The sequence below is a fragment of the Luteipulveratus halotolerans genome, assembly GCF_001247745.1.
Lineage (GTDB): Bacteria > Actinomycetota > Actinomycetes > Actinomycetales > Dermatophilaceae > Luteipulveratus > Luteipulveratus halotolerans.
The window spans coordinates 990,275-1,003,641 of record NZ_LAIR01000002.1; the positions used below are offsets into that span (position 1 = coordinate 990,275).

Consider the following 13,367-nt stretch of genomic DNA (forward strand, 5'->3'; position numbering starts at 1 on the left):
ATGGAGCACCTGACCCTGCCCGACGGCCGCACCCTCGACATCTCGCTCAGCGGCCCGGAGGGCGGCGACGTGATGGTGTTCCACCACGGGACCCCCGGTTCGCTGCACGCCTCGCACCGGCTGGAGTCCGCTGCCCACGCCGCGGGTCTGCGCGTGCTGACGTACTCGCGGGCGGGCTACGGCGGATCCACCCCGCACCCTGGCCGACGCGTGGTCGACATCGCAGGCGACGTCGCGGCGATGCTCGACCACGTCGGCGCCGACCGGTGCGTGGTGGCCGGCTGGTCCGGAGGCGGCCCGCACTGTCTTGCCACCGCGGCGCGCCTGAGCGAGCGGGTCGATGCTGCACTCGTGATCGCCGGCGTCGCACCGTACGACGCCGACGGTCTGGACTTCCTGGCCGGGATGGGCGAGGACAACGTCGAGGAGTTCGGCGCTGCGGTCGAGGGGGAGGCGGCTCTGCGCGCCTACCTCGAGCCGTACCTCCCTCAGCTGAGGGCGGCCACGCCGCAGGACATCATCACCAGCCTGTCGTCGCTGCTGCCCGACGTCGACCGCGCGGTCATCACCGAACGCACTGGGCAAGACCTGGCCCGCAACTTCCACGAGGCCCTGCGGGTGGGCTACGAGGGCTGGTTGGAGGACGACCTGGCCTTCACCCAGCCGTGGGGCTTCGACCTCGCCGAGGTGACCGTGCCGACCTATGTCTGGCAGGGCAGCCTGGACCTGATGGTGCCGTTCGCCCACGGCCAGTGGCTCGCCGAGCACCTGCCCCGTGCCACGGCTCACCTCATCGGGGGCGAGGGCCACCTGTCCATCGGTGACGGTCGCGCCGCGGAGATGATGGCCGAGCTCGCAGCCGCCGCACGAGCCTGACGCGACGTCTGCCGCCTCCCGAACGACGCTGGGCACAAGTGGGGCATGACCCCGCCTGTGCCCAGCGTCGTTGCTGTGCGCGAGGCGGGACTCGAACCCGCACACCCGAAGGCGCTGGCACCTAAAGCCAGTGTGTCTGCCAGTTCCACCACTCGCGCGCACCGCGGAGCCTACGCGTCGGCGTACGGACCCGCGAAGCCGATCAGACCAGCTTGAGCGCCTTGGAGAGCGTGGCGACGTGCCCGGTGGCGCGCACGTTGTACTTCGGCAGGGTGACCGTGCCGTCCTCGTCGACCACGATGGTGGAACGGATCACGCCCACGACCGTCTTGCCGTAGAGCTTCTTCTCGCCGTACGCGCCGTAGGCCTCCAGCACCTGCTTGTCCGGGTCGGACAGCAGCGGGTACGTCAGCGACTCCTTCTCGACGAACTGCGCCAGCTTGTCGGGGGAGTCGGGGGAGATGCCGACGACGTCGTACCCCGCATCGCGCAGCGTCGTGAGCGAGTCGCGGAAGTCGCAGGCCTCCTTGGTGCAGCCCGGCGTCATCGCGGCGGGGTAGAAGAAGATCACCAGCTTGCGACCGCGGAAGTCCTTCAACGACACGGTGGCGCCGGTGGAGTCCTGCAGCGTGAAGTCGGGTGCGGCGTCACCGGTCTCGAGGCGTGGCATGTCGGTCCTCTCTTCGCCCGCGAACGGGCCGTGTCGGGGGTTCGGGCCCTACGTTAGGGTCGCAGCGAGAAGTTTGTGGAACGGCCGTCCGCAGGAGAAGGAGACACCATGGCAGAGAAGCGCGTTCGCTCCCAGAAGGAGATCGAGGCCGACCTCGCCGCGACCCGCCAGCGGCTGGCCGGCACGATCGACGAGCTCGCCTTCCGGGCGCAGCCCAAGGAGGTCGCCAAGCGTCAGGTCGAGAGCCTCAAGCTCGCGGCCAACGACGCCACCCGCACGCCCGACGGCGAGCTCAAGACCGACAAGGTGGCCGCCGGTGTCGGCGGCCTGGGCGCCTTCCTGCTGCTGCTCGGCCTGATCCGCCGCGCCCGCAGCTGAGCGCGTGGCCGAGCCCGCGACGACGGATGGCCTGCCCATCCGGATGCTGCACGACCGCGTCCTGGTCTCCCGTGAGGGCGAGCCCGGTGAGCGCAAGTCCGGTGGCGGCATCGTCATCCCGGCCACCGCGAGCGTGGGCAAGCGCCTCGCCTGGGCCGAGGTCGTCGCTCTCGGCGCGCACGTGCGCCAGGTCAACCTCGGCGACCGGGTGCTCTACGACCCCGAGGACAAGGCCGAGGTCGAGCTGCAGTCCAAGGACTACGTCCTGCTGCGCGAGCGTGACCTGCACGCCGTGACCGTGGCCGCGACGACGAGCGACAACGGACGCACCGGCCTCTACCTGTGACGCGTACGACGACGCCGCACCTTCTTCGGTGAAGGTGCGGCGTCGTCGTACTCGGGTCAGCTGCCGGTGACCTCGGCGCGCGCGTCGACGAACGCCTGCACGCACGTGCGCACGTCGTCCTCGCTGTGCGCTGCCGAGAGCTGGACGCGGATGCGCGCCTTGCCCTGCGGCACGACCGGGTAGGAGAACGCGATCACGTAGACGCCACGCTCGAGCATGGCGTCGGCGACCTGTGCGGCCGTCCGCGCACCGTCCTCGCCCGGGAACATCACCGGCGTGATCGGGTGGGTGCCGGGCAGCAGCTCGAAGCCGGCCTCGTCCATCAGCTCGCGGAACAGAGTCGTGTTGCGCTGCAACGCCTTTCGCTGGTCGGCGGAGCCTGCCGCGAGCTCGAGCGCCTTGAGCGAGCCGGCCACGACGCTCGGAGCGACAGCGTTGGAGAAGAGGTAGGGGCGTGAGCGCTGACGCAGCAGGTCGACGATCTCCTGGTGCGCGGCGACGTAGCCGCCGGATGCGCCGCCGAGGGCCTTGCCGAGCGTGCCGGTGACGATGTCGACACGGTCGAGCACGCCCTTGAGCTCGTGGGTGCCGCGGCCGCCCTCGCCGACGAACCCGACCGCGTGCGAGTCGTCGACCATGACGAGGGCACCGAACTCGTCTGCGAGGTCACAGATCTCGTCGAGCGGTGCGTAGTAGCCGTCCATCGAGAACACGCCGTCGGTCACCACGACGGTACGACGCGCGCCGGCATCGCGGGCCGCCTCGAGCTGGGTGCGCAGGTCGGCCATGTCGGCGTTCTTGTAGCGGAAGCGCTGCGCCTTCGACAGGCGGATGCCGTCGATGAGCGACGCGTGGTTGAGCTCGTCGCTGATGATCGCGTCCTCGGCGCCGAACAGCACCTCGAACGTGCCGCCGTTGGCGTCGAAGCAGGAGGAGTAGAGGATCGCGGCGTCCTGCCCGGCGAAGTCGGCGAGCCGTCGCTCCAGCTCGGTGTGCCGGGCCTGCGTGCCGCAGATGAAGCGCACCGACGCCATCCCGAAACCCCACTCCTGCAGGGCGTTCGAGGCGGCAGCCACGACCTCGGGATGGTCGGCCAGGCCGAGGTAGTTGTTGGCGCAGAAGTTCAGCGCCTCCGCCTGCTTCGTCGTGACGTGCGCCGACTGGGGCGAGGTCAGCTCACGTTCGTGCTTGGTGAGGCCGGCCTCGTCGATCTCGGCCAGCGTGGCGGCCAGGTCGTCCTTGATGCTGTACATGGGGCTCCTTCGGGGGTCGTACGACGACAGCGCGGGTGAGGGGTCAGCTCCAGTCCATGACGACCTTGCCGCACTCACCGGAGCGGGCGGCGGCGAACGCGTCCTGCCACTGCTCGGCCGGGAAGCGGTGGGTGATCACGGACTGCACAGCGCGCTCGAGCACCTGCGAGGACTGCAGCATCGCGCTCATGGCGTACCAGGTGTCGTACATCTCGCGGCCGTAGATGCCCTTGATGTGATCATGTGCGTGATCACCCGGCCCCAGTCGATGGGGTAGGGCTCGGCGGGCAGGCCCAGCATCGCGATGCGGCCGCCGTGGTTCATGTTGGCGAGCATCTCCTCGACGGCGGCCGGGTGGCCCGACATCTCCAGCCCGATGTCGAAGCCCTCGCGCATGCCGAGCTTGCGCTGGGCGTCGGCGACCCGTTCGCGGGCGACGTTGACGACCAGGTCGGCACCGGCGGCCTTGGCGAGCTCGAGGCGGTAGTCGCTGACGTCGGTGACGACGACGTTGCGGGCGCCCACGTGGCGAGCGATCGCAGCGCCCATGACGCCGATCGGGCCGGCGCCGGTCACCAGGATGTCCTCACCGGCGATCGGGAAGGACAAGGCGGTGTGGGTGGCGTTGCCGAAGGGGTCGAAGACCGCGCCCACGTCGGGGTCCAGGTCATCGGGCTGCACCCACACGTTGCTCGCGGGGATGACGACGTAGTCGGCGAACGCACCGTCGCGGTTGACGCCGATGCCCACCGTGCGGATGCACAGGTGGCGCCGGCCGGCACGGCAGTTGCGGCACTCACCGCAGATGATGTGGCCCTCACCGGAGGCCCGTTGACCGACCTGGACGCTCGTGACGTGGTCGCCGATCTCGACGACCTCGCCGAAGAACTCGTGACCGATGATCTGGGGGACGTCGACCGTGGCGGCGGCCCAGTCGTCCCACTGCTCCAGATGCAGGTCGGTGCCGCAGAGGCCGGCACGCAGGACCCGGATCTTGACGTCGTCGGGTCCGCAGATGGGCTCGGGGGCATCGATGAGCTCGAGGCCAGGAGCAGCAGTGGTCTTGGCTAGTGCACGCACGCCCGTCAGTGTGCCGGGTCGGTGCCCAGCAGGTGAGACGGGGGTGGAACAACGAAGCTGGGGCCCGACAGAGTCGGACCCCAGCTCGTGTGGATTGGTGCGCCAACAGGGACTCGAACCCCGAACCCGCTGATTAAGAGTCAGCTGCTCTGCCAATTGAGCTATTGGCGCAACGAGGAGAAACCATAGCAGGCAGATCGCGCGGGTATGAAATCGAGCCTGCGGCGCTGCTCCGACCCCCGTCGAGCCGTCACTTCCGCAGGGTGCGCAGGGCGAACCCGGCCGCGATCAGGGCGGCGAGTGTCGAGCCGAAAAGCACTGTGGTTGCACCGGATCCGCGTTCTTCGCCGGGCGACGTGCGGTCCAGCGTGCCGGCCCGCGCGACCGGTGCAGCGGTGGCATCAGCGGGCTCGGCGGAGGCCGCTCCCGGCCCGGGCGTCCCGGACGTGACGCTGGTCATGCTCTCGACCGGTTCGGCCGGCTCGTACGACGGTCCGGGTCGCGGCGCCGAGGTGACCGTCGGCGGCTGCGGCGTACCGGACGGCCGCGGCGACGTCGTACCCGGTGCGGTCCGATCCGGCTCCGGCGCAGGCGGGATCGGCCGGGTCCGGGTGGCGGTGGGCTCGTTCGGGTCGTCGGTCGGTCGTGCGGTGCTGGGCTCCGGCTCGGGCGTCCGCGTGGAGGTGGGGGACGGGGCCGTGCTCGTGCTGGCCGTCGGCTCGGTCGTGGGGGAGGCCGTCGTGGTGGTGGTCGTCGACGGCGGCGGGGTCGAGGTCGACGCGCGGGCCGATGAGGTGCTCAGAGTGCTCGTGGCGATGGCGGCGAACAGCGGGAGAGTCACCAGGACGGCGCGTCGGATCGCTCGGCGGGGTCCGGTCATGGCGACATTCTGAGGCCATGTCCTCCCGCCGTGCGCCCGGACGAGTCGATAGGTTGCCCAGCGAGTAGGCGAACCAGCGTTCGCACACACCGAGCCGAGCAGAGGTGAACCACGATGACGCTCCAGACGGAGACGGCGGTCGAACGCCCCGTCGACGACATACCGCGGACCACCGCGAAGCCCAGCTGGAAGGTCGCCGTCAAGCGCGCGATCCAGAAGTTCTCGCAGGACCAGTGCACAGACGTCGCCGCGATGCTGACGTACTACTCGATGCTGGCGCTGTTCCCGGGCCTCATCGCCGTGGTCTCGCTGATCGGCGTGTTCGACATCAAGCCGGACACCCTCATCGAGATCGTCGCCGGGATCATGGACAAGCCGGTCACCGACTCCACGTTCGAGACGCCGCGCACCATCCTCAACAACTTCAGCAGCCAGAGCGGCGCCGGTCTCGCTCTGCTCGTCGGTGTGCTCGGCGCGCTGTGGTCGGCGTCGGGGTATGTCGGCGGCTTCAGCCGGGCGCTCAACCGCATCTACGACATCGGCGAGGGCCGGCCGTTCATCAAGCTGCGTCCGTGGCTCTACCTCATCACGGCGGTCGAGGTCCTGCTCATCGTCCTGGTGCTCGTCGCGATGGTGTTCTCCGGCAGCGTGGCCAACGAGGTCGGCAAGAAGATCGGGCTCGGTCAGCAGGCGGTCGACGTCTGGAACATCGCCAAGTGGCCGTTCGTGTGCCTCATCGTCATCCTCGTGATCTGCCTGCTCTACTGGGCGACACCCAACGTGCGCAAACCGCGCCGCATCTTCCTCAGCTGGGGCGCCGCGATCGGCTTCCTGGTCTGGGTCCTCGCCTCGGCCGCGTTCGGCATCTACGTCACGATGACCGGCGGGTCGTCGTACAACAAGACGTACGGCGCGTTCGCCGGCGCCGTGATGTTCCTGCTGTGGCTGTGGATCACCAACCTGGCCCTGCTGTTCGGCGCCGAGCTCGACGCCGAGCTCGAGCGCACGCGCCAGCTAAAGTCGGGTCTGCCGGCCGAGGAGCTGATCCTGCTGCCGGCCCGCGACGACACGGGGCTGCAGAAGAACGCCGAGAAGTACGACGAGACGGTGCACCAGGCGCACGAGCTGCGCCTGCGGTCCGACGCCGACCACGAGAAGGCGGCGGAGGGGCTGGTGCCCGCGCTCGCCGTCCGCAGGAGCAACGAGAGGACTGCATCAGCCATGACCGCCAGCACCGACGGACCGACTCGCCCGGCCACGCGCCACGTCGACGGCACACCCGAGGGCTACGGCGCGCCGTCGCGCGCGACGCAGCTGCGCGAGGACTCCCGCACTCAGCCGTACGACGCCGCCCGCGAGCGCGAGATCGTGCGCATCGACCGCGAGGACCGGCGCGCCGCAGCGCTGGTCGAGGCGGGTCGCAACCGCAAGGTGCGCGACCGGCTGGAGGCGCAGGAGGCCAAGGCCGCCCAGGCCCGCAAGGAGGCCGAGCGCAAGGCCAAGGAGGCGCGCGAGGCCCGCGAGTCGCAGGTCACCCGTGAAGAGCGCTGGGCCGAGGTCGACCGGGTCCGCGCGCAGTTCGCCCCGCGTGACTCGGTCGCCCGCGACGAGGTGTCGGCCGAGCGACAGGCGCGCCGCGCGACGTACGACGCCGAGCAGGCGCAGAAGGCGGCCAACCCGCCGGCCCCCAAGCCGCCCAAGCCGAAGAAGTCGCCGATGCCCAGCGCTCTGCGGACGCAGGTCGAGCAGGAGCGCGCCGAGCGGCGTACGTCCTGGTATCAGGCCCGGCGCCCGCAGAACGTCGGCCCGTCCGGTGCCACCTCCGTCGAGATCGTCGACGACGAGCGGGTCGAGGACGAGCCGCAGTTCCGCCGCGACCGACGCGCGAGGTCCTGAGACACCACTGACGCACCCGGTGCCCGCGAGGGGCGCCGGGTGCGTCGGCGTGGTCATACTGGGGACGAGCGATCCGCGATCACCACGGCAAGAGACGCCGGGACCTGCGCACCCGGACAGACCCCAGCACGCGTATGCGGCACAGAACCTGGTCTATGGGGCAGGGCGCCTGTGGGAAGGGTCGTGACACAACGAGAACGGCGGGCCTGAGTCTCAGGCCCGCCGTTCTGCATGGGGTGAGTGACGGGACTTGAACCCGCGACCCTCGCGACCACAACGCGATGCTCTACCAGCTGAGCTACACCCACCATGGCGACTGCCTCCCCGAAGGAGAGGCAGCGCGAACCATCGTACCGGGTCCGAAGGGGTGCTCGTGACCACCCCCGAACCGGGTGCGGAACCGACTCAGGCCAGCGGCGGCAGGACGTGCTTCTCGGCGATCGCCTTCGCCGCGTTGGTGTCCGGGCCGGGCTGTGGGACGAACACGGCCTCGCGGTAGTAGCGCAGCTCGTTGATCGACTCGCGGATGTCGGCGAGCGCTCGGTGGCCGCCGTCCTTCTTGGGGGCGTTGAAGTAGGCGCGCGGGTACCAGCGGCGCGAGAGCTCCTTGATCGACGACACGTCGATGATCCGGTAGTGCAGGTGCTGCTCCAGCTCGGGCATGTCGCGGGCGAGGAAGTTGCGGTCGGTCGCGACGGTGTTGCCGCCGAGCGGCGCCTTGCGCGCGTCGGGGGCGAACTCGCGGACGTACGCCAGCACCTGGTCCTGCGCCTCGGCGAGGGTCACGCCGGCGTCGAGCTCGTCGAGCAGAGCGCTCGTGGTGTGCATCTCGCGGACGAAGTCGTTCATCTGCTCCAGTGCCTCGGCCGGAGGCTTGATCACCAGGTCGACTCCGTCGCCGAGCTGGTTGAGCTCGAAGTCGGTGACCAGCGCCGCGACCTCGATGAGGGCGTCGGCCCGCAGGTCGAGACCGGTCATCTCGCAGTCGATCCACACGATCCGGTCGGTCTGGGCACGTCCAGGCACTGAGTCGCTCACCCGCCCACCTTAGGCACCTGCACTAGCCTGCTGGGCTATGACTGGGGGAGCGATGCCGCCTGCGCACGAGCCGATGCCCGCCGTGCGTGCTGTCCGCATGCGTTCGCTCGCCTCCCGACGACCGGTGCTGCGGCGCTGGCTGCTCATCGCTGTCCTCACCGTGGTGTTCGGGTTCTGCGGGGTGCTGATGCTCGCGCTCGTCGGCGCGACGGCCGGTGTCACCGGCACGGTCCTGGGCGCGGTGCTGTCGGTCGTGGTCGTCGGCATCGTCGTACCCGTGTTCTTGTGGGTCGACCGGTTCGAGTCCGAGCCGGCCGGCATGCTGCTGTTCGCCTTCTTGTGGGGTGCGTGCGTGGCGACGCTCGGCGCGGCGTTCCTCAACGACATCGGCGGCTACCTGCTGGGTGCGGCCGACGAGGGCAACCCGTTGGTCGCGGTCGGCGTCGCCCCCGTCGTCGAGGAGGTACTCAAGGGGCTCGCACCGTTCCTGCTCCTGCTGTTCAGGCGGCGTGAGATCGACGGCATCCTCGACGGGATGGTCTACGCCGGGCTCGCGGCCTGCGGCTTCGCGTTCGTCGAGGACATCCTCTACCTCGCCAACGGCTACGCCTCCGCCGGCGAGGACGGGCTGGTCGGCACGTTCGTCGTCCGGGTCCTCATGAGCCCGTTCGCCCACCCGATGTTCACGATCTGCACCGGCGTCGGGATCGGCGTCGCGGCCACCTCGCGCACCGCGCTGGTCCGCTGGACCGCGCCCCTCATCGGTCTCGCCTGCGCCGTCACCCTGCACAGCCTGTGGAACGCCGCCGCCGTCGTGAGCTCGGGCGGCTGGCTGGTCGTCTACGTCGTGGTGCAGGTGCCGCTGTTCCTGATGTTCATCGGGCTGCTGGTCTGGGCCCGCCGGCGCGAGGCGTCGATGATCGGAGCCCAGCTGAGCCCGTACGCCGACCGCGGCTGGCTCACGCACGCCGAGGTCGCGATGCTCTCTTCGATGCCCGAACGCCGGTACGCCCGGGGCTGGGCGGCCGCTCACGGCGGCGCCCCGAGCAAGCAGCAGATGCACGAGTTCCAGGACGCCGCGTCCGAGCTGGCCATGCTGCGTGCGCGGCTCAACCGCGGCCAGGTCGACGAGCAGGCGCTGGGCGAGGAGCGGGCGCTGCTCGACCTGATGTCGCAGCGCCGACAGCAGTTCCTGGGCACCGCGATCTATCGCAAGTTCGAGGTCCTGGGTCACCTCTGAGCGAGGGTGCCCCTGGCAGGACTCGAACCTGCAACCTACGGATCAGAGAGCCGGATGCAGATCGCGCTTGCTCGTACGGGCTCTGCACTTCATGGGACGCCGTGGCGGGGCTGTCCCGCGTCACCAGTGACGAGATCGGACGGCGCGTGCTCGGTCTACTAGCATCGCTGCCGTTGCCCTCGTAGCTCAGTTGGACAGAGCAGGTCACTTCTAATGACAAGGCCGCAGGTTCGAGTCCTGCCGGGGGCGCCATTCGGACGATGTGTCGCGGTGGAGCGACAGGGGGAGTACAGTCACGCGGCGGTAAGGGGTGCCTTGCCTAATTGTTCGTCCGCGAAGAACCGAGAGTGCTGTGCTCGCGAACTACCTGATCGGCCTCCGTGAGGGCCTGGAGGCGTCGCTCGTCGTCGTGATCCTGGTCGCCTACCTGGTGAAGTCCGGGCGCACGGAGCTGCTTGCGCGCATCTGGCTGGGGGTGGCGGCCGCTGTCGCCGTCTCCCTCGCGTTCGGGGCCCTGCTCACCTACGGACCCAACGGGCTGACCTTCAAGGCCCAGGAGGCCCTGGGCGGATTCCTGTCGATCATCGCGGTCGCCTTCGTGACCTGGATGATCTTCTGGATGGCGCGCACCGCCCGTCACCTGTCCGCCGAGCTCAAGGGTGCGGTCGACAAGGCGATCGAGGCGGGCCGCTGGAGCCTGGTCCTCGTCGCGATCCTCGCGGTCGGCCGCGAGGGCCTGGAGACCGCGCTGTTCCTGTGGTCGGCCACCAGCGCCGCGACCCGCGACAACGCCTCGACCACGGACCCGCTCCTCGGCGCCGCGCTCGGCCTGCTGACGGCCGTCGTCCTTGCGTTCCTGTTCTACAAGGGCGCACTCAAGCTCAACCTGTCGAAGTTCTTCACCTGGACCGGCTTCATGCTCGTGCTCGTCGCGGCCGGCGTGCTGTCGTACGGCGTCCACGACCTGCAGGAGGCCGGCATCCTGCCCGGCCTCAACACGCTCGCGTTCGACGTCTCGGACACGATCAAGCCCGACTCGCTGCTCGGCACCCTGCTCAAGGGCACGCTCAACTTCTCACCGGCGACCACCGTGCTCGAGGCGATCGCCTGGGTCCTGTACGTCGTCCCCGTCATGGCCCTGCTCATCCGGCAGGTCCGCAGCTCCAAGAAACCCCAGCAGTCCGCGTCCCCCGCGGCGAACAAGGAGGTCGCGGCGTGAGCCGTCGTACGTCGTCCGTCATCCTCACCGCGCTGCTCGCCTCGACGGCGCTCGCAGCCTGCACCTCCAACGAGCCGGCCGGCAACGCCGGCGACCAGGGCAAGCTGTCGGTCACGTCCGACGCCAAGACCTGTGAGCTGTCGGCGAAGGAGGCGCCGTCGGGCAACCTCGTCTTCAACGTCACCAACAAGGGCAGCCAGGTCACCGAGTTCTACCTGCTCGGTGAGGACGGCCTGCGCATCGTCGGTGAGGTCGAGAACATCGCACCCGGCCTGTCCCGTGACCTCGTGCTCAAGGCGGCCCCGGGCAAGTACTTCACCGCCTGCAAGCCGGGCATGGTCGGCAAGGGCATCCGGTCGGCGTTCACCGTCACCGACTCGGGCAACGACACCGAGCTGACCGGTGACGACAAGGCGCTGGCCCAGACCGCCGGCTCGCAGTACGGCTCCTACGTCAAGGACCAGACCGAGCAGCTGCTCACCAAGACCCAGTCGTTCGTGAGCCTCTACAAGGCGGGCAAGGACGACCAGGCCCGGGCGCTGTACGCCGACGCCCGCCGTCACTGGGAGCGCATCGAGCCCGTGGCCGAGTCCTTCGGTGACCTCGACCCGAAGATGGACCTGCGCGAGGCCGACCTCGAGCCGGGTCAGACGTGGACCGGCTGGCACCGGATCGAGAAGGACCTGTGGCCGCCGAAGACCGGCTACACCGCGCTGACCCCGGCGCAGCGCGCCACCGTGGCCGACCAGCTGCTCACCGACACCCGGACGCTCTCCAGTCGGACGCGCACGACGACCCACACGCCGGACAAGATGGCCAACGGCTCCAAGGAGCTGATGGACGAGGTCGCCACCGGCAAGGTCACCGGCGAGGAGGAGATCTGGTCGCACACCGACCTGTGGGACTTCCAGGCCAACGTCGACGGCGCACGAGTCGCGTTCGAGGACCTGCGGCCGATCCTGAAGAAGAAGGACAAGGCGCTCGACACCAGCATCGCCACCAAGTTCACGGCGCTGCAGAAGCTGCTCGACCAGCACAAGAAGGGCGACGGGTTCGTGCTCTACAACGAGCTCACTCCGGCGCAGGTCAAGGAGCTGTCCTCGGGTGTCAACGCGCTGTCCGAGCCGCTGTCCAAGCTGACCGCGGCCGTCACCCTCTGATCCGGACGGGAGGCTCCATGACTGACGAGCAGCAGGAGAACCCACGGGCCGGGGTGTCGCGTCGGCGCCTCCTCGGCATCACCGGCACGGGCGCAGCGGTGGGGGCGGCGACGTTCGCCGGCGGCCTCGGACTCGGGCGCGCCACGGCCGACGACTCGGTCCCCCAGGGCGGCTCGCGCACGTACCCGTTCTACGGCGGTCACCAGTCCGGCGTCGTCACCCCGGCGCAGGACCGTCTGCACTTCGCAGCGTTCGACGTCACCGCGACGACCCGCGAGGACCTCATCACGCTGCTGCAGGCGTGGACGCTGGCGGCGGCCGAGATGACTCAGGGGCGACCCGCGCAGGCCGACGAGACGTCGTACGACGCGCCGCCCGCCGACACCGGCGAGGCCGACGGTCTCCCGGCGTCCGGTCTCACCCTGACCTTCGGGTTCGGCCCGTCGCTGTTCCGCGACGCCCAGGGCAAGGATCGCTTCGGGATCGCCGCCCGGCAGCCGAAGGAGCTGGCCCGGCTGCCGCACTTCCCGGCCGACAAGCTCGACCCGAGTCGCTCCGACGGCGACCTGTGTGTCCAGGCGTGCGCCGACGACCCGCAGGTGGCGGTGCACGCGATCCGCAACCTGTCGCGCATCGCGTTCGGATCGGCCGAGATCCGTTGGGCGCAGCTCGGGTTCGGGCGTACCTCCTCGACGTCGACGTCGCAGGCGACCCCGCGCAACCTGTTCGGGTTCAAGGACGGCACGGCCAACCTCAAGGCCGAGAACGCCGGCGACCTCGACCAGCACGTGTGGGTCGCGCGAGGTGATGACCCCAGGGCCGAGTGGATGACGGGTGGGTCCTACCTCGTCGCGCGCCGCATCAACATGCACCTCGAGACCTGGGACCGCACCTCGCTGCGCGAGCAGGAGGCGATCGTCGGTCGCGACCGTCCGCAGGGTGCACCGCTGTCGGGCGGCACCGAGTTCACCGAGCCCGACTTCGCGGCCAAGGGCAGGGGCAACGAGCCCCTCATCTCGGCGACGTCTCACGTCCAGCTCGCGCACCCGACGCGCAACGGCGGGGCCAAGATGCTGCGTCGCGGCTACAACTTCACCGACGGCAACGACGCACTCGGTCGCCTCGACGCCGGACTGTTCTTCCTGGCGTACGTCCGTCGTCCCTCGACGCAGTACATCCCGATGCAGAACCGGCTCGCCCAGCACGACGGGATGATGGAGTACCTCCAGCACACCGGGTCCGCGTTGTTCGCCGTCCCGCCGGGTGCGCGGGCCGGCGGCTACGTCGGTGAGGTGCTGTTCACCTGATCCGGTGGCGGTCACGCCGCGTGG

At 69.9% G+C, this 13,367-nt stretch carries 13 protein-coding genes, 4 tRNA genes and 1 pseudogene; 10 read left to right on the plus strand and 8 right to left on the minus strand.

Annotated elements, in window-relative coordinates; translation table 11 throughout:
- Nucleotides 1-876: an alpha/beta fold hydrolase gene (locus tag VV01_RS05255; protein ID WP_050668973.1), complete on the plus strand. Its 876-nt coding sequence runs from the start codon at nt 1-3 to the stop codon at nt 874-876.
- A gap of 76 nt (nt 877-952) precedes the next feature.
- Here the strand turns inward: VV01_RS05255 and VV01_RS05260 are convergent.
- Nucleotides 953-1,034, minus strand: a tRNA-Leu gene (locus VV01_RS05260).
- Nucleotides 1,035-1,078: 44 nt separating this feature from the next.
- Complete coding sequence (gene bcp / locus VV01_RS05265; RefSeq protein WP_050668974.1) at nt 1,079-1,546, minus strand: thioredoxin-dependent thiol peroxidase; 468 nt, start codon at nt 1,544-1,546, stop codon at nt 1,079-1,081.
- A gap of 108 nt (nt 1,547-1,654) precedes the next feature.
- Between bcp and VV01_RS05270 the strand changes: the two genes are divergently transcribed.
- Nucleotides 1,655-1,924 (plus strand): DUF3618 domain-containing protein, encoded by a 270-nt coding sequence (locus tag VV01_RS05270; protein ID WP_050668975.1) that lies wholly within the window; start codon nt 1,655-1,657, stop codon nt 1,922-1,924.
- A gap of 43 nt (nt 1,925-1,967) precedes the next feature.
- Nucleotides 1,968-2,270 carry a GroES family chaperonin gene (locus VV01_RS05275; protein ID WP_071606515.1) on the plus strand — a complete coding sequence of 101 codons (303 nt, stop codon included), beginning with the start codon at nt 1,968-1,970 and terminating at the stop codon, nt 2,268-2,270.
- A gap of 56 nt (nt 2,271-2,326) precedes the next feature.
- On the opposite strand, the gene VV01_RS05280 is transcribed toward VV01_RS05275, so the two are convergent.
- The 4 genes and pseudogenes from VV01_RS05280 to VV01_RS05295 all read right to left on the minus strand — a co-directional run bounded on the left by VV01_RS05280 (nt 2,327) and on the right by VV01_RS05295 (nt 5,063).
- Nucleotides 2,327-3,523: a glycine C-acetyltransferase gene (locus tag VV01_RS05280; RefSeq protein WP_050668977.1), complete on the minus strand. Its 1,197-nt coding sequence runs from the start codon at nt 3,521-3,523 to the stop codon at nt 2,327-2,329.
- A 43-nt stretch (nt 3,524-3,566) separates the two neighbouring features.
- Nucleotides 3,567-4,603: pseudogene (gene tdh / locus VV01_RS05285) on the minus strand (L-threonine 3-dehydrogenase).
- Between the two features lie 95 nt (nt 4,604-4,698).
- A tRNA-Lys gene (locus VV01_RS05290) sits at nt 4,699-4,774 on the minus strand.
- A 79-nt stretch (nt 4,775-4,853) separates the two neighbouring features.
- Nucleotides 4,854-5,063 carry a hypothetical protein gene (locus VV01_RS05295; RefSeq protein ID WP_050668978.1) on the minus strand — a complete coding sequence of 70 codons (210 nt, stop codon included), beginning with the start codon at nt 5,061-5,063 and terminating at the stop codon, nt 4,854-4,856.
- On the opposite strand from VV01_RS05295, the gene VV01_RS05300 reads away from it, so the two are divergent.
- Entirely contained in the window at nt 5,062-5,496 is a 435-nt protein-coding gene (locus VV01_RS05300; protein ID WP_157508746.1) for a hypothetical protein, read from the plus strand. The genes VV01_RS05295 and VV01_RS05300 overlap by 2 nt on opposite strands.
- A gap of 101 nt (nt 5,497-5,597) precedes the next feature.
- Entirely contained in the window at nt 5,598-7,379 is a 1,782-nt protein-coding gene (locus VV01_RS05305; RefSeq protein WP_050668980.1) for a YihY/virulence factor BrkB family protein, read from the plus strand.
- A gap of 232 nt (nt 7,380-7,611) precedes the next feature.
- Here the strand turns inward: VV01_RS05305 and VV01_RS05310 are convergent.
- Together VV01_RS05310 and orn are read right to left on the minus strand one after the other, a co-directional pair.
- Nucleotides 7,612-7,687, minus strand: a tRNA-His gene (locus VV01_RS05310).
- Between the two features lie 97 nt (nt 7,688-7,784).
- Complete coding sequence (gene orn / locus VV01_RS05315) at nt 7,785-8,417, minus strand: oligoribonuclease (RefSeq protein WP_050668981.1); 633 nt, start codon at nt 8,415-8,417, stop codon at nt 7,785-7,787.
- Between the two features lie 37 nt (nt 8,418-8,454).
- Between orn and VV01_RS05320 the strand changes: the two genes are divergently transcribed.
- From VV01_RS05320 to efeB, 5 genes are all read left to right on the plus strand, one after another.
- Nucleotides 8,455-9,657, plus strand: coding sequence for a PrsW family intramembrane metalloprotease (locus tag VV01_RS05320; RefSeq protein ID WP_231635162.1), 1,203 nt, complete (start codon nt 8,455-8,457; stop codon nt 9,655-9,657).
- Nucleotides 9,658-9,832: 175 nt separating this feature from the next.
- Nucleotides 9,833-9,909: transfer RNA gene (locus tag VV01_RS05325), tRNA-Arg, on the plus strand.
- A gap of 100 nt (nt 9,910-10,009) precedes the next feature.
- Nucleotides 10,010-10,876, plus strand: coding sequence for an iron uptake transporter permease EfeU (efeU, locus tag VV01_RS05330; protein WP_050668983.1), 867 nt, complete (start codon nt 10,010-10,012; stop codon nt 10,874-10,876).
- Entirely contained in the window at nt 10,873-12,036 is a 1,164-nt protein-coding gene (gene efeO / locus VV01_RS05335) for an iron uptake system protein EfeO (RefSeq protein ID WP_050668984.1), read from the plus strand. The genes efeU and efeO overlap by 4 nt, the downstream gene beginning before the upstream one ends.
- Nucleotides 12,037-12,053: 17 nt before the next feature.
- On the plus strand, nt 12,054-13,343 hold the full coding sequence (gene efeB, locus VV01_RS05340) for an iron uptake transporter deferrochelatase/peroxidase subunit (protein ID WP_050668985.1): 1,290 nt from the start codon (nt 12,054-12,056) through the stop codon (nt 13,341-13,343).
- Nucleotides 13,344-13,367: the final 24 nt, after the last annotated feature.